Annotated in this window: 14 protein-coding genes; 7 read left to right on the top strand and 7 right to left on the bottom strand. The window is 69.4% G+C overall.

Features of this window, described 5'->3' with window-relative positions; genetic code table 11:
* Positions 1-801: an ABC transporter permease gene (locus ABD156_RS09225; protein ID WP_344269140.1), complete on the bottom strand. Its 801-nt coding sequence runs from the start codon at positions 799-801 to the stop codon at positions 1-3.
* Positions 798-1,631, bottom strand: coding sequence for an ABC transporter ATP-binding protein (locus tag ABD156_RS09220; RefSeq protein WP_344269138.1), 834 nt, complete (start codon positions 1,629-1,631; stop codon positions 798-800). Before ABD156_RS09220 ends, ABD156_RS09225 begins: the two co-directional genes overlap by 4 nt.
* A gap of 61 nt (positions 1,632-1,692) precedes the next feature.
* Here ABD156_RS09220 and ABD156_RS09215 point away from each other — a divergent pair, with 61 nt between their 5' ends.
* Positions 1,693-2,463, top strand: a complete 771-nt coding sequence (locus tag ABD156_RS09215) for a TetR/AcrR family transcriptional regulator (RefSeq protein ID WP_344269133.1) — start codon at positions 1,693-1,695, stop codon at positions 2,461-2,463.
* Here ABD156_RS09215 and ABD156_RS09210 read toward each other — a convergent pair.
* Complete coding sequence (locus ABD156_RS09210; protein ID WP_344269130.1) at positions 2,444-3,301, bottom strand: EamA family transporter; 858 nt, start codon at positions 3,299-3,301, stop codon at positions 2,444-2,446. The genes ABD156_RS09215 and ABD156_RS09210 overlap by 20 nt on opposite strands.
* 74 nt (positions 3,302-3,375) lie before the next feature.
* Between ABD156_RS09210 and ABD156_RS09205 the strand changes: the two genes are divergently transcribed.
* Entirely contained in the window at positions 3,376-4,269 is an 894-nt protein-coding gene (locus ABD156_RS09205) for a LysR family transcriptional regulator (protein WP_344269127.1), read from the top strand.
* 44 nt (positions 4,270-4,313) lie between these two features.
* Complete coding sequence (locus ABD156_RS09200; protein ID WP_344269125.1) at positions 4,314-4,961, top strand: hypothetical protein; 648 nt, start codon at positions 4,314-4,316, stop codon at positions 4,959-4,961.
* A gap of 425 nt (positions 4,962-5,386) precedes the next feature.
* On the opposite strand, the gene dinB is transcribed toward ABD156_RS09200, so the two are convergent.
* On the bottom strand, positions 5,387-6,604 hold the full coding sequence (gene dinB, locus ABD156_RS09195; protein ID WP_344269122.1) for a DNA polymerase IV: 1,218 nt from the start codon (positions 6,602-6,604) through the stop codon (positions 5,387-5,389).
* An 87-nt stretch (positions 6,605-6,691) separates the two neighbouring features.
* On the opposite strand from dinB, the gene ABD156_RS09190 reads away from it, so the two are divergent.
* Positions 6,692-7,282: an HAD family hydrolase gene (locus tag ABD156_RS09190; protein WP_344269119.1), complete on the top strand. Its 591-nt coding sequence runs from the start codon at positions 6,692-6,694 to the stop codon at positions 7,280-7,282.
* Here ABD156_RS09190 and ABD156_RS09185 read toward each other — a convergent pair.
* Positions 7,279-8,775, bottom strand: coding sequence for a serine/threonine-protein kinase (locus tag ABD156_RS09185; RefSeq protein ID WP_344269116.1), 1,497 nt, complete (start codon positions 8,773-8,775; stop codon positions 7,279-7,281). The genes ABD156_RS09190 and ABD156_RS09185 overlap by 4 nt on opposite strands.
* Before the next feature lie 136 nt (positions 8,776-8,911).
* Here ABD156_RS09185 and ABD156_RS09180 point away from each other — a divergent pair, with 136 nt between their 5' ends.
* Positions 8,912-10,162 carry an MFS transporter gene (locus ABD156_RS09180; RefSeq protein WP_344269113.1) on the top strand — a complete coding sequence of 417 codons (1,251 nt, stop codon included), beginning with the start codon at positions 8,912-8,914 and terminating at the stop codon, positions 10,160-10,162.
* Positions 10,163-11,028: 866 nt separating this feature from the next.
* On the opposite strand, the gene ABD156_RS09175 is transcribed toward ABD156_RS09180, so the two are convergent.
* A complete protein-coding gene (locus tag ABD156_RS09175) occupies positions 11,029-11,172 on the bottom strand; it encodes a hypothetical protein (protein ID WP_344269110.1) in 144 nt (47 codons plus the stop codon).
* A gap of 525 nt (positions 11,173-11,697) precedes the next feature.
* On the opposite strand from ABD156_RS09175, the gene ABD156_RS09170 reads away from it, so the two are divergent.
* Together ABD156_RS09170 and ABD156_RS09165 are read left to right on the top strand one after the other, a co-directional pair.
* Positions 11,698-12,984, top strand: coding sequence for a GGDEF domain-containing protein (locus ABD156_RS09170; RefSeq protein WP_344269108.1), 1,287 nt, complete (start codon positions 11,698-11,700; stop codon positions 12,982-12,984).
* 33 nt (positions 12,985-13,017) lie between these two features.
* The gene (locus tag ABD156_RS09165) at positions 13,018-13,434 is read left to right on the top strand and encodes a VOC family protein (RefSeq protein WP_344269105.1); all 417 of its coding nucleotides are present in this window, start codon (positions 13,018-13,020) and stop codon (positions 13,432-13,434) included.
* Here ABD156_RS09165 and ABD156_RS09160 read toward each other — a convergent pair.
* Positions 13,431-13,562 carry a hypothetical protein gene (locus tag ABD156_RS09160; protein ID WP_344269102.1) on the bottom strand — a complete coding sequence of 44 codons (132 nt, stop codon included), beginning with the start codon at positions 13,560-13,562 and terminating at the stop codon, positions 13,431-13,433. The two genes, ABD156_RS09165 and ABD156_RS09160, sit on opposite strands and share 4 nt — an antisense overlap.
* Positions 13,563-13,736 lie beyond the last annotated feature (174 nt).

The following is a 13,736-nucleotide window of genomic DNA, read 5'->3' as shown; positions in this document are numbered from 1 at the left end:
TTATCGCCCGAGCAGGCGGTACCGCCGGGTGGCGAGCGGCAGGAAGATCGCGGTCAGCAGCGCGGGCCACGCCATCGCGAGCAGCACGGAATGCTCCGCCGCCCAGCCATTCGCGGCCCACGCGGGATTGCCGGAGAGCTCGCGCACCGCGGAAGCCGTTGCGGTGAGCGGATTCCAGGTCGCGACCGCGCTGAGCCAGGCAGGCATGGTGTCCGGGGAAACGAAAACGCCGGACAGGAATCCGACCGGCCACACCAGCACCTGCACCGAAACCGCGGACTCCGGGGTCTTCAGCAGCAGCCCGAGGTAGATCCCGACCCAGACGAAAGCGAAGCGCAGCCACAACAGCAGCCCGACCGCGCCCAGCACGGACATCTGCTGCGGACGCCACCCCAGCGCGAGCCCGGCCCCCATCATCACGACGAGCCCGGCGACCGCGCTGATCAGGTCGGCGAGACAACGTCCGGTCAGCACGGCGAGCCCGCTGACCGGCATCGCCCGGATCCGTTCGGTGACGCCCTTCGAGGCGTCGGAGGTCACCGCGAGGACCGTGGATTCCAGCCCGAACAGCATGGTCATCGCGAGCATGCCGGGGATGAGGAAGTCGATGTACGCGCCGTCCCGGATGGCCATCGCACCACCGAAAAGCTGGCCGAACATCACCACGATCAGGACCGGGAACAGCAGCGTGACCGCGATCGAAACCGGGCGTTGCTTCCAGTGCACCAGGATGCGGCGGGTCAGGACGGCGGTGTGCGTCGGCCAGGACACGTGCGCGGGTGCGGCTGCGGGGATGGTCATCGAGCCTCCTCGGAGACGGCGGGCGAGGTTGTCCGGGAAGCCGCCTGCCGCCCCTCCTCGGGCGTGCGGGCGTGGCCGGTCAGGTGCAGGAAGACCTCGTCGAGCGTCGGCTTGCGGACGACGGTCTCGACCCGGTCCGGACCGACCTTCGCCTTCAGCTCGTCCGGCGTGCCCGCGGCGACGACCCGTCCCGCGTCGAGCACCGCGATCCGGTCGGCGAGCTGGTCGGCCTCCTCCAGATACTGCGTGGTCAGCAGCACCGTGGTGCCGGTGCCGGCCAGCGCCCGGACGTCCGCCCAGACGTCGATGCGAGCGGCCGGGTCGAGTCCGGTCGTGGGCTCGTCCAGGAAGAGCACCGCCGGGTTCAGCAGAAGCCCCGCGGCCAGGTCCAGCTTGCGCCGCATGCCGCCGGAGTAGCCGGAGACAGACCGGCCCGCCGCTTCGGCGAGACCGAACCGCTCCAGCAGCTCCGTCGCCCGCGCCCGAGCCGCCCGCGACGGCAACCCGCCGAGCCTTCCGAAGAGTTCGAGGTTCTGCCTGCCGGTCAGGATCTCGTCCACCGAGGCGTTCTGCCCGACCAGCCCGATCCGCCGCCGCACCTCGTCCGGATCGGCGACTGCGTCGAAACCGGCCACTCGCACCTCGCCGGCGTCCGGCCGCAGCAACGTCGTCAGGATCCGCACCGCCGTCGTCTTGCCCGCGCCGTTGGGACCGAGCAGGCCGCACACCGTCCCCGGCTCCACCCGCAGGTCAAACCCGTCCAACGCCGCCCGTTCGCCATACCTCTTCTGCACTCCACGCGCCAGCAGCCCGCTTTCTCCGTATGCCATACGAAGAAGGCTAGCACAACACTCCGTATGTCCTACGGAGTAAAGTTCCTATGCTGGTCACGTGACGACTGACGGCACCAACGGCGACCCCGCCGCGACGATCGCGCTGCTGTGGGGCACCCGCCAGCTGCCGAAGCGCGGCCCGAAGCACGGCCTGACCCCGGCGCGGATCGTCGACGCGGCGGTCGAGGTCGCCGACACCGAACAGGACCTGGCGACGCTGTCGATGCGCCGGGTAGCCGAATCGCTGGGCGTCGGGACGATGTCGCTGTACACCTATGTCGCGTCGCGCGCGGAACTGGTCGAAGCGATGGTCGACGCGGTCTACGGCGAAGCGGTAGCCGAACTGTCCGAAATAGACGCCGACGACTGGCGCGACGGCCTCCGCCGCGTCGCCGCCGTCAACTGGGCGATGTACCTGCGGCATCCGTGGCTGCTGCAGGTCTTCTCCGGCCGTCCGACGCTGGGTCCCAACGCGATCGCGAAGTACGACCTGGAGCTGGCCGTCGTCGACGGCATCGGCCTGGCGGACGTGGAAATGGACTCGACGATCACCCTGGTCACCACGCACGTGGAAGGCCTGGCGCGCCGCAAGGTCGAGGCCGCGCGCATCGTGCGGCAGACCGGAATGACCGACCAGCAATGGTGGGCCGCGACCGCCCCCGCGCTGGCCGAGGTCTACGAACCGAGGCGCTTCCCGGTCGCGGATCGGGTCGGCACCGCTGCCGGACAGACCCACCAGGCTCCGTACAGCGTCGACCACGAGTACGCGTTCGGCCTGGACCGCCTGATCGAAGGCATTTCCGCGCTGGTCAACCGATCCGCTGGGTAGCTTTTTCCGGCGCACCCTTCCGCCCGACCACCGCCCCCGCGCTCGCCAGACCCACGCAGACCAGCGCCACCCACTGCACCGCGCGCAAGTGCTCCCCGAGCACCAGCACTCCAGCGAGCCCCGCACTCGCCGGCTCCAGACTGGCCAACACCCCGACCGTCCGGGCGGGCAGCCTCCGCAAAGCCGCCAACTCCAACGAATACGGCAACACTGCCGATAGCGCGGCCACCACCACACCGACCAGCAACACCCGCGGCGTCACCAGCCGCGCGCCTTGGTCGATTACCCCGAGCGGCACCGAAAGGATGGCGGCCCAAGCCAACGCCAGAGCGAGCGGACCCCCTCCCGCACTCCTCGCCCCCGCGCGCTTGCTGAGCAGGAAATAGGCGGCCATGCACACCCCAGACGCCAACGCGAGAGCCACGCCCGCGAGCGGAAAACTGACGCCGTGCGGGGTGTAGAACAGCCACACGCCCCCTCCGGCCAAAAGCGCGCAGGCGACGTCGCTTAGACGCCTCGAAGCGAGCAAGGCCAGGGAAATCGGCCCCAACAACTGCAACGCACTGGCCAACCCCAATGGCAGGAACGTCAACGCGGGATAGATCAAATTCATCCCCGCGATCGCCGTACCGAAGCCGAGGATCACCCCTCTTTCCGCCCAGCCGCGCGGCACCGAAGGCCGATACAGAACCAGCAAAACAACCGCGGCCAGCCCAAGCCTCAACGCCACGACTCCAGACGCGCCAACCTCTTCGGACAGCTGCTTCCCCACTGCTTGTCCAAATTGGACACTCAACACACTCCCCAGCATCAGCGCCGGAGCAGGCAAATCCCTCATGCCCTCCAGGCTTGTGCCCGGGAGCGTGCACGTCCAACGAATCTTTCCGCACGAAACCGTTTAGCCTGGACTACATGATCGACCACCGGTTGCACGTCCTGCGGACCCTCGCCGAGTACGGAACAGTGACCGCGACCGCTTCCGCGTTGCATCTGACGCCGTCCGCGGTCTCCCAGCAATTGCGTTTGCTGGCCCGGGATCTGGGCGTGGAACTGCTTGCGCCGCACGGCCGTCGAGTGCAACTGACCCCAGCCGCCCGCATCGTGCTCCGCCACGCCGATGCCCTGCGGCTCCAATGGGAAGCCGCCCGCGCAGAACTCGCCGCGGAGGACGCGGAACTCCGCGGCACACTGCGCCTGTGCGGCGTTTCCTCGGCGCTGGCAACCCTCGCCGCTCCCGCCGTCGCCAGCCTGCGTAAGACGCATCCGCTGGTGGAACCGCAAATCACCGAAGAGGAAAGCGTCGACTGCTACCGCCTGCTGCTAGCCGACGAGTCAGACATCGCCCTGGTCCTGCCCGGCCCGGAAGCACCGCCGGTCACCGACTCCCGCTTCGAGCAGACATCGCTGACGACCGACCGCCAAGACCTGCTCGTCGCCGCGACCCACCCACTCGCCCGGCGCACCGGAATCGAACTCGCCGAGGCGGCCGATCAGCCGTGGATTGTCAAGAAGCACAACAACGACACTTATCCATTGGTGACCGCCGCGTGCGCCGCCGCCGGCTTCACGCCTCGGATCGTCCATGAGGTGAAGGAATGGTACGCAGTCTCAGCCCTAGTCGCGGAAGGGCTCGGAGTGTGCCTGATGCCGCGGATCGTGCCGCTGCCTTCGCATGCGGTTAAGCGGATTCCGCTGCTGGGAACGTCCATTCCTACCCGTCGATTGCTCACCGCTGTTCGCCGTGGAAGCAGAAGCCATCCACTCGTCCGCGCAGGCCTTGACGCACTGCGCGCGGTCGCCAGTTGATCAGGTATAAGTTATGACATTCTCCGGAGCGCAAGGAAATCACCGTGACCGCAGCACCACCCCTTCCGCCACGCCCCAAACGGAAGAAGAGCCACCTCGCACTGTGGACGGGAATCGGCGTCGCGACTGCGCTGACCGCACTCCTTGTCACGTGGGCAACAGTAGGCACCGGCGCACTCCTTTGGGGCGCGGCACATGACAAGGCTCCAGACCCGACGCCAGACAAGTACCACGAGACCAACTTCGCCACCTGCGCCGGTTTCGCCGCCCGGGCACCGGAAATTCCGCAGGCCGCTTTCGAGATAGTCCGCAGCTGGCAACCCGAAATCAGCAAAGACGGTTCCGTCCTCTGCAGCTTCACGCCCGCCGCCCAGCGACTACCCGAGCTGCGACTCGCCGCGAACTGGTACGCGAAAACCGACCGGCAATCAGGCCGGGAAAGCGCACAGCTCAACTTCACCGGCAGCTCCGCCTTGAGCAAGGACGACAGCCCCGTCGGCTTACCCTTCGGCGAAAAGGCGCATTGGCTCCCGGGGATGAATCCGCGGGATTGCGAACTGATCGTCCTCGACCACAACGCCACCTTCCAGGTCGGCTACACGCCCGCCAGCCCAAACGGAGGCAGCGAGTCCTGCCGCGGCGAGCTACGCAAACTGGCCGAAGCGCTGTACACGACAGCCCAGCCACGGTGACCACCTCGCCGAGCCCTCCGGCACCTGGCCCCCGCCGCACGCTGCGACACGTGGCACCCGGTCGCACGCCGCGGCGTCTAGTACCCGCCGGCACCTTGCCACACGACGCGGCCGGACCCACCGGGCTCAGGCAGAACCGCCGGCCCCGGCCGGCCCCACCGGGCTCAGCCAGGACCTCGGGGCCCGGCCAGAACCGCCACGCTCAGCCAGCCCCGCCGGCCCAGCCAGAGCCGCCACGCTCAGCCGGACTCAGCCGGGTCCGCCGGCCCCAGTCAGAACCGCCGCGGTTAGCCAGAACCTCGGGCCCCAGCCAGAGCCGCCACGCCCCGCCAGCCCCAGTCGGATGCGCCGGGCCCGGACGGACCTTGCCAGGCTAAGCAGGGAAACAGCCCTCGCGGAAATCGCCGCGGGGCCACCGCTTTCGGTCAATCCGGCAGCATAGGCATCTCCACCCCAGCCTCATGGCTCAACAGCGCCGCCCGCGTCAACGCCGCCGCGCCGAAGCGGTTCCGCAAGGCGTCCACGGCTGAGTCCAGTGCGGTGGCCTCCGCCGACATCGCTGGGCGGGACGGTTGGTCCAGCGGCAACGCCAGCTGCACCGCGCCATGGCTGTCGAGGTTCGAGAACGACAGGCCCAGCAACGTCAAACCCCGGTCGTACACCAGCGGTTGCGCCGCGGACAGCAGACCGCGGGCGGCGCACAGCAGCGTCTCCGTGTGGTCGGTGCTGTCGGCAAGCGTGTGCGACCTCGTAGCACGGGTGAAGTCCGCGAAGCGCATTCGCAGCACCACCGTCCGGCATACCCTCGACGCGCCGCGCAGCCGTCGCGCCAATCGGTCCACAATGGACACCACGATCTCGTCCAGCTCGGCAGGTGAGCGGGAGCGGCGGCCGAGGGCGCGTTGCGAGCCGATCGAGCGGCGGCGTTTTCCTGGCTGGACCGCGCGCGGGTCGCGGCCGTGGGCCAGAGCGTGCAGGTGACGTCCGGTGCCTGGGCCCAGCATCGAGATCAGCGCGGCTTCTGGCAGTTCGGCGACTTGGCGCACGGTGCGGACGCCGCGTTCCCGCAGCTTCGCCGACGTCACCTTTCCCACTCCCCACAATCGCTCCACCGGCAGCGGGTGCAGGAATTCCAGCTCTCCGTCAGGCGGCACCACCAGCAGGCCGTCCGGTTTCGCGACGCCGCTCGCCACCTTCGCGAGGAACTTCGTGCGCGCCACCCCCACCGTGATCGGCAGCCCGACTTGCGCCAGCACCTCCGCGCGCAAGCGCACCGCGATCTCCGACGGACGACCGGCGATCCGCCGCAGACCGCCGACGTCCAGGAAAGCTTCGTCGATCGACACTCCTTCCACCGCCGGCGTCGTCTGCCGGAACACCTCGAACACAGCCTTGCTCGCCGCGCTGTAGACCGACATCCGCGGCGGCACCACCACGGCATGCGGGCACAACCGCCTCGCCTGCGCCCCGCCCATCGCGGTGCGCACGCCCAGCGCCTTCGCCTCGTAGCTCGCGGCCAGCACCACGCCACCGCCCACGATCACCGGCCTGCCGCGCAGCCGGGGATCGTCGCGCTGCTCGACCGAGGCGTAGAACGCGTCGAGGTCGGCGTGGAGGATCGGTCCTTCGCTCGTCACGAACATATGTTCGCATCGAACACCGACAAAAACCGCGATCCGTTCACTCGAACGGAGTAAAAAAATCTCCCGAAGCCCCGACGGAACGCGCTAATGTCTCTCCCCGTGCGGCTCGTCCTGTTCGACCTCGACACCACGCTCGTCGATCGCGCGGAGGGCTTCCGCCGCTGGGTGTGGGAGTTCTGCGCGGAACATCGGCTCGCCGAAGCGGACGCGGAATGGCTCGTCGCCGCCGACGATCGCGGGCGCGCCGACCGGGCGACGTTCTTCAAGAACCTCCGCGAACGCTTCGACCTGCAAGAAGCCGACCTCGAAGACGCCTACCGAGAACGCCATCCCGCGCTCGTCCCGGCCGCACCCGGCGTGCTGACCGGCTTGCCCCGGCTGCGCGCCGCGGGCTGGCGGATCGGCGTCCTCGGCGAGGGCGAAGCGCAGCTGTCCACGTTGCTGTGCACCGGAATCGCCGGGCTCGTGGACGGCTGGGCGCTCGCCGGGCCGGCCGGACTGTCCACATCGGACCCGAAGCTGTTCGCGCTCGCCGCCGAACGCTGCGAAACGACGCTGGACGACGCTTGGCTGGTCGGCGCGGACGTCGAAGCCGGGCGATCCGCGGGCCTGCGCACCGTGCGAGTCGGCCAAGGCCAGGACGCCGCCGCCGCGATCGCGCTGCTTCTCCGGAGCTAGCTCTCCACGTCGATCTGCCAGGTGCCGTTGCGCTGCGACATTGTGTAGTGGTGCGACTCGGTCGTCGTGCCGCCGCTGGTGCGGTGATAGGTGATCTTCGCGCTGAGCGTGTTGTCTCCGGTGACCTGGACGTCGTTCGCGGTCACCGAGCTGAACTGGCTCCACCAGGACTTGTACCGGTCGAAGGTCTGATTCTTCCTCGCACGGAACCCGTCGCTGAGCATCGCCCAGCCGCTCTCCAGATTGCTCGGCAGGTACGAGAAGTACGTACGCAGCGCGGAAGCCATCGCGTCCGGCGAGTTCGCGGCTGAGCTGGAGGACGGCGGAGCGCTCGACGAAGGCGTAGTTGACGGCTGAGTCGACGGCGAAGGCTGCGACACCGACGATGACGCCGGAGCACTGGAAGGCGCGGAAGTCCCAGAAGCAGGCGGCGGGTTCGCCGACGGATTTTCCTCCCCGTGGTTACGGGTGAGGACGACGGTGACGATCACGGCGATCACGACGAGCAGCGCGCCCGCCCCGGCGAAGATCATCCCGCGGCGTCTTCGGTCCGAACCAGCGGGCGGCGCGTCCGCGGCACCCGCGGCCGGCACCGCGACCGTGGTGGGCACGACCGGCGGTTTGGCTTCGGGCAGCGTCGGCGGTTCCGGAACCGTCGCGACCGGGGTGACGCCGCCGTCGAGCTTGCGCAGCTCCGCGACGACCTCGGTCATCGACGGCCGGTCCTCCGGCTTGAGCTCCAGCAGCTTCAGCAGCAGCGGCTCCAGCTTCCCGGCCTGTTTCGGCGGGTTGATCGAACCGCTGGAAACCCGGTACAGCAAGGCGATCGCGTTGTCCGCGGTGCCGAACGGCGGATCGCCCTCCACCGCCATGTACAGCGTCGCGCCGAGAGCGAACACGTCGGAGGCGAACGTCGCGTCCTCGCCGCGGGCAACCTCCGGCGCGAGGAACGCGGGCGTGCCGGAGATTTCGCCGGTCGCGGTGAGCGTGACGTCGCCGACCGCGCGGGAGATGCCGAAGTCGGTCACCTTGACCGTGCTGCCGTCGTCGCCGAGCAGGACGTTGCCCGGTTTGACGTCGCGGTGCACGATGCCCGCCCGGTGCGCGGCGGCGAGCACGCCCGCCAGCTGCACCGCGAACGGGATCGCCTCGTCGACGGTCAGCGGGCCGTCCTCGCGCAGTTTCACCGCGAGGCTGCGCGAGGGCAGGTACTCCATGATCAGCCACGGCCGGTCCTCGTGCTCGACCACGTTGAACACCGAGATGGCGTTCGGATGCTGCAGCCGGGCGGCGATGCGGGCCTCGCGCATGGCGCGGTTGCGGGCTTCCTCGACCTTGTCCTCGCCCTGGTTCACGGGCATGAGGAGTTCCTTGACGGCGACGACGCGGCCGAGGATCTTGTCCTCCCCGCGCCAGACCATCCCCATCGCGCCGCTGCCGATCAGTTCGACGAGCTCGTAGCGACCGGCGACCTGCCGGCTCTCCTCGGTCAACGGAAAACCCTTCGGTGCGACATCATCCACGGACGGCGATCACCCAGTTTTCCACGGACGGCCGGAGCCGGATCCGCGACCCACCCGCGCCCGGCCGGGGTTGCTCCGGGTGGCCGAGTCACGACAGGGTGAGCACATGACCACGACGGCGCCGTCTTTCCGGAGCGTGTTCCGGATGGGCGAATTCCGTGCGCTCTGGCTCGCGCACGTGCTGTCGGTGGCAGGTGACCAATTAGTACGAGTCGCGCTGACTGTGTTGGTGTTCAACCGAACGGCGTCCGCGGGCTGGGCCGCCGGGACGTACGCGCTCACCTATTTGCCGGACCTCCTCGGCGGCGCGCTCGGCGGGCTCGCCGACCGGTTCCCGCGCCGGACCGTGCTCGTGGTCGCGGATGTCGTGCGCGCACTGCTGGTCGCGTTGATGGCGATTCCCGGCATGCCCTGGCCGATCGCCGCGGGACTGCTCGTGGTCGTGCAACTCGCGGCCGGGCCGTTTCAGGCCGCGCGGCAAGCTGTCCTGCCGGACATGCTGGGCGAGGAGAAACTGGCGACCGGACAAGCGATTCTCTCCTCGACGTACCAGGCCGCGCTGGTGATCGGCTTCGGTGCGGGCGCGGCGGTGGTCGCGTGGCTCGGGGTTTCGGGCGCGTTGTGGGCGGACGCGGTGACGTTCGCGGTGTCGGCGGCCGCGCTGCGCTGGGGTTTGCGGCTGTACCCGGTTGCGAAGGTGGCCGAGCACGTGCCGCAGTGGGCCTCGCTGAAGGCGGGCTGCCGGCTGGTCGCGCGGGACCGGAAACTGCGGTCGCTGCTGGCGATCGCGTGCTGCTGCGGGTTCTACGTGGTGCCGGAGGGACTGGCGGTGCCGGTGGCCGCGCAACTCGGCGGCACCGGCGTGCTCGGCTGGCTGCTGGTGGCGAACCCGGTCGGGACGCTGCTCGGGGCGCTGCTGATCAGCCGGTTGCCGCGGGCGCGGCAGGTGCGGTGGCTGGGTCCGCTCGCGGTGGCGAGCAGTCTCGTGCTGCTGCCGACCGGCTGGACGCCCGCGTTGCCGATGGTCGTGGCGGTCTGGACGGTGTCCGGGATGTTTTCCGCGCACGACTTGATCACCCAGGTGCAGTACAGCCTCGCCGCGCCGCCGGAACAGCGCGGCCAGGTGATCGGGGTCGCGATCGCCGCGTTGCGCGCGGCACAGGGCCTGACGATCGCGGCCGCGGGCGCGCTGGCGCTGGCCTTCGCGCCGACGACGGTGGTCGCGATCGCGGCTGTGGCCGGGGCGGGGTGCGCCGGTCTGGCCGGGATCGCGTGGGCGCGGGCGGTGCGAGCGGACCGCGCGGTGCGGCCCCGCCGAACTCCCCTCGACGGGGCCACCCCACCTCCCGCGCCGTAATCCGCGGGACGGGTGTGCCGCGGGACTGGTTCGGATCACGTCCAGTTGTTGTCACGCACGCCCTCTCACCTCCTCGTGGGGCGGGCTGGGGGCGGTTCAGCGGGTCCAGTTGTTGTCACGCACAGCGGCGGTCCTTTCGCTGGTTGGCGGGCGGTGATTGGCGGGGCTCAGCGGGTCCAGTTGTTGTCACGCATCGCGGCGGCTCCTTTCGCTGGTCGGCGGGCATTGATTGGCGGGGCTCAGCGAGTCCAGTTGTTGTCACGCATCGCGGCAGCTCCCTTCGCGGCTCGACGGGCGGTGGTGGCGGAGCTCAGCGAGTCCAGTTGTTGTCACGCACGGCGGCAGTTCCCTTCGCGAGTCGACGGGCAGTGGTCGGCGGGACTCAGCGGGCCCAGTTGTTGTCGCGCATGGCGGCGGTCCTTTCGCTGGTCGGCGGGCAGTGATTGGCGGAGCTCAGCGAGCCCAGTTGTTGTCGCGCATCGCGGCAGCTCCCTTCGCGAGTCGACGGACGGTGATCGGCGGGACTCAGCGGGTCCAGTTGTTGTCACGCACGGCAGCGGCTCCTTTCGCAGTTCGGCGGTCGGTGGTCAACGAGGCTCAGCGGGACCAGTTGTTGTCGCGCACGGCGGCAAGTTCCTTTCGCGAGGTCGGCGGTCAGTAATCGGCGGGAATTCAGCGGGTCCAGTTGTTGTCGCGCATCGCGGCGGCTCCCTTCTCGAATCGACGGTCGGTAATCGAGCGGATTCAGCGGGTCCAGTTGTTGTCACGCACAGCGATCTCCTTCCTCGTCGCCAATCGGCGAACAGCGGGCTTCAGCGGTTCCAGTTGTTGTCGCGCATCGCGGCGGCTCCTTCCCGGATCAGCGGTCAGCGATCAAGCAGGTTCAGCGAGTCCAGTTGTTGTCGCGCATGGCAGTCGTTCACCTCCTTCCCCAGCACTTCGTCCAGCGGTTTCAGTCGTTTCACCGGTTCCAGTTGTTGTCGCGCACCGCACACCTCCTTTCCGATCACCCGTCGCGATCACCCGGCCGTCCTCAGCGGGTCCAGTTGTTGTCGCGCATCCCGCCGCCTCCTTTCCGCTTTCCTTCCGCGTCCCGGATTCCCGCGTTCCGTCCCGTTCACCAGTTGTTGTCCCGCACTGTGGGCACCTCCTCTCCTCCGCGAGGGCCGAAAGTCTCGACCTCGAGTCGAGACCACGAGGGCGACCTGCGTCACCGCGGTGTCGTCCAGTTGTTGTCGCGCACGGTCGTCACCTCCGTTTCAGAGTCGCGCCTTCGGCGGTTTTCGCACGTCATCGCCGGTAGGGCGGTCACCGAAAGTGGCCATGGGGGTCCAAACGGGACTCTCGTGGATCCCCTGGTCCGGCCCGGATTCGGAGCAGCTGGCCACTACTCACAGTGGCCACCTCCCCTCGCCGGCCGTCTGGCGCTGGGCTGTCCGGGCGAAATCGCCCCGGTGCTTCCCAGAGTCCGGACGACAGGCAGCACACAACGCGCCTCGTCGTTTACCGTAGAAGCCAATCGGGTGAGGTGAAGAGTGCGCGGACGAGTTGCCGGGTGGTTCACAGGCTGGCGCCTATGGCGGTTGCCCTCGCACGTCCGCATGTATGTGCTGCTGGTGAACGTCGTGGCAGTGGGCACCACCCTCGCCACCGCGTGGCTCGCCCCGGTGCACCAGATCGATCTAGTCCGCTTCGGCGTCCTCGCGGTGTGCGCGGCGCTGGCGATCGAGGCGACCCGGCACATCGAGCGACAGCGCGAGTACAGCCGTGCGCCCACAGTCGCGTACGTCGACACCAAGGCCGTCTGGAGCATCGCCGCTGTGGTGGCGTTGCCGGCGATCCTCGCGTCGGCGATGGTCGTGCTCACCTACGCCGTCGCCTGGTGGCGGGTCTGGCCGCACGAACGGCCGGTCCTGCCGCACCGCTGGATTTTCTCCTGCGCCACCGTCCTGTGCGGGACGCAGGCCGCGGTCGCGGTGCTCGCGCTCGGCATGCACGAGTACCCGGGAGTGCTCGCGGGCGGCTTCGGTCCGGGCCTGCTCGACCTGGTCGTCTTCGTGCTGGCCGCCGGGCTGCGCTGGGCGATCAACACCGCGCTCGTCATGGTCGCGATCGCGCTGTCGAGCCCGCCGCGGTCGTTCGCGGACCTGTTCTCCGGCTTCGGCGACCAGCTGCTCGAAGCGGGCGCGATCGGGCTCGGCCTGGTCACCGCGGCGCTCCTGCTGCTGGCCAACCCGCTGCTCCTGGCGGGCGTCGTGATCGCGCTCGTGGCGCTGCACCGCGGGCTGCTGCTCACCCAGTTCCAGCGCGACGCGCGCACCGACGTCACCACCGGGCTTGCCACCAAACGCTGGTGGCGCACGGTCACCGAGCGCTATCTCGAACGCGCGCGGGCGAACCAGGACAGCGTCGGCGTGCTGCTGCTCGACCTCGACCACTTCAAGGCGATCAACGACACCTACGGCCACCCCACCGGCGACCTGGTGCTGCGCGAGATCGCGCTGTCGCTGCGCGACGAGGTCCGCGAGCAGGACGTGTGCGGCCGCTGGGGCGGCGAGGAGTTCGCGATCGCGCTGCCGGACATCCCGAGCGCCGAGCACCTCGGCCACATCGCCGACCGCATCCGGCGGCGGGTTCCGCAGGTGGTCGTCGCGCTGCCGGACCAGGATTCGGTGATCAGCGACCTGACCGTCTCGATCGGCTGCGCGCTGTACCCGGCCGAGCATCTCGCCAGCGTCGACGACGTGCTGGTGGCCGCCGACGCCGCGCTGTACCGGGCCAAGCAGGCCGGCCGGAACCGGGTGGAGCTGGCGAGCGCTTGACCGCCTGCTCAGGCCACCGCTAGAACTCGTCACATGGACTGGACTCTCGAGGTCGTCGTCGTTCCCGTCACCGATATCGACCGGGCGAAAGCGTTCTACGCCGACCGGGTCGGCTTCCGCCTCGACCACGACATCAGCCCCGCGCCGGGGCAGCGCCTGGTGCAGCTGACGCCGCCGGGCTCGGGCTGTTCGATCGTCCTGGGCAAGGGCGTGGTGCCGGACATGCCGCCGGGGTCGATCAAGGGTCTGCAGCTGGTCGTCGCCGACGTCCGGAAAGCCCGCGAGGAACTGGTGGAACGCGGCGTCGAGGTCGGCGAACTCCAGGTCTACGGCCCGGATCCGGGCACCGGCGCGCTCGAGGACCTGGACAACATCGGGTTCGTCCACTTCGCCGACCCCGACGGCAACACCTGGTCGGTGCAGCAGATCTCCGCCCGCGCCAAGGGTTAACCCGCGACGGCCTCGGCCAGTTCGGTCTGCAGCGTCCGGGCCGCCGGGGTTACCGCCTGACCGCGTGGCAGCACGAAATCGACGCGGCGTTCGATCGTCGCGTCGGTCAGGGCCGCGAGCCCAGACACCGGACTCGCGGCCAGAAACGCACGGCCCGCTATGAGGGCGAGGACGGTGGGTCGGGATGGTGTTCAAGACCGGTCTTTCGCACTCGGCCGGATCCGCGGTGCCGCCTCCCGGGCCGGGGTACTTTCGGTGGTCTTGTCGTGGCCTGCCTCGGGATGGAGCCTCCGTCTGTCGCG

It is taken from the genome of Amycolatopsis albidoflavus (assembly GCF_039525725.1).
Classification (GTDB): Bacteria; Actinomycetota; Actinomycetes; order Mycobacteriales; family Pseudonocardiaceae; genus Amycolatopsis; species Amycolatopsis albidoflava.
The sequence above is the reverse complement of the archived record's forward strand: the minus strand, read 5'-3'. Positions and strand labels throughout refer to the sequence as shown.

Bases quoted from the DNA above. Each gene is read 5' to 3' on its own strand.
- ABD156_RS09225 (WP_344269140.1), bottom strand. From the start codon at position 801: ATGACCATCCCCGCAGCCGCACCCGCGCACGTGTCCTGGCCGACGCAC.
- ABD156_RS09220 (WP_344269138.1), bottom strand. From the start codon at position 1,631: ATGGCATACGGAGAAAGCGGGCTGCTGGCGCGTGGAGTGCAGAAGAGG.
- ABD156_RS09210 (WP_344269130.1), bottom strand. From the start codon at position 3,301: ATGAGGGATTTGCCTGCTCCGGCGCTGATGCTGGGGAGTGTGTTGAGT.
- ABD156_RS09205 (WP_344269127.1), top strand. From the start codon at position 3,376: ATGATCGACCACCGGTTGCACGTCCTGCGGACCCTCGCCGAGTACGGA.
- dinB (WP_344269122.1), bottom strand. From the start codon at position 6,604: ATGTTCGTGACGAGCGAAGGACCGATCCTCCACGCCGACCTCGACGCG.
- ABD156_RS09190 (WP_344269119.1), top strand. From the start codon at position 6,692: ATGTCTCTCCCCGTGCGGCTCGTCCTGTTCGACCTCGACACCACGCTC.
- ABD156_RS09180 (WP_344269113.1), top strand. From the start codon at position 8,912: ATGACCACGACGGCGCCGTCTTTCCGGAGCGTGTTCCGGATGGGCGAA.
- ABD156_RS09165 (WP_344269105.1), top strand. From the start codon at position 13,018: ATGGACTGGACTCTCGAGGTCGTCGTCGTTCCCGTCACCGATATCGAC.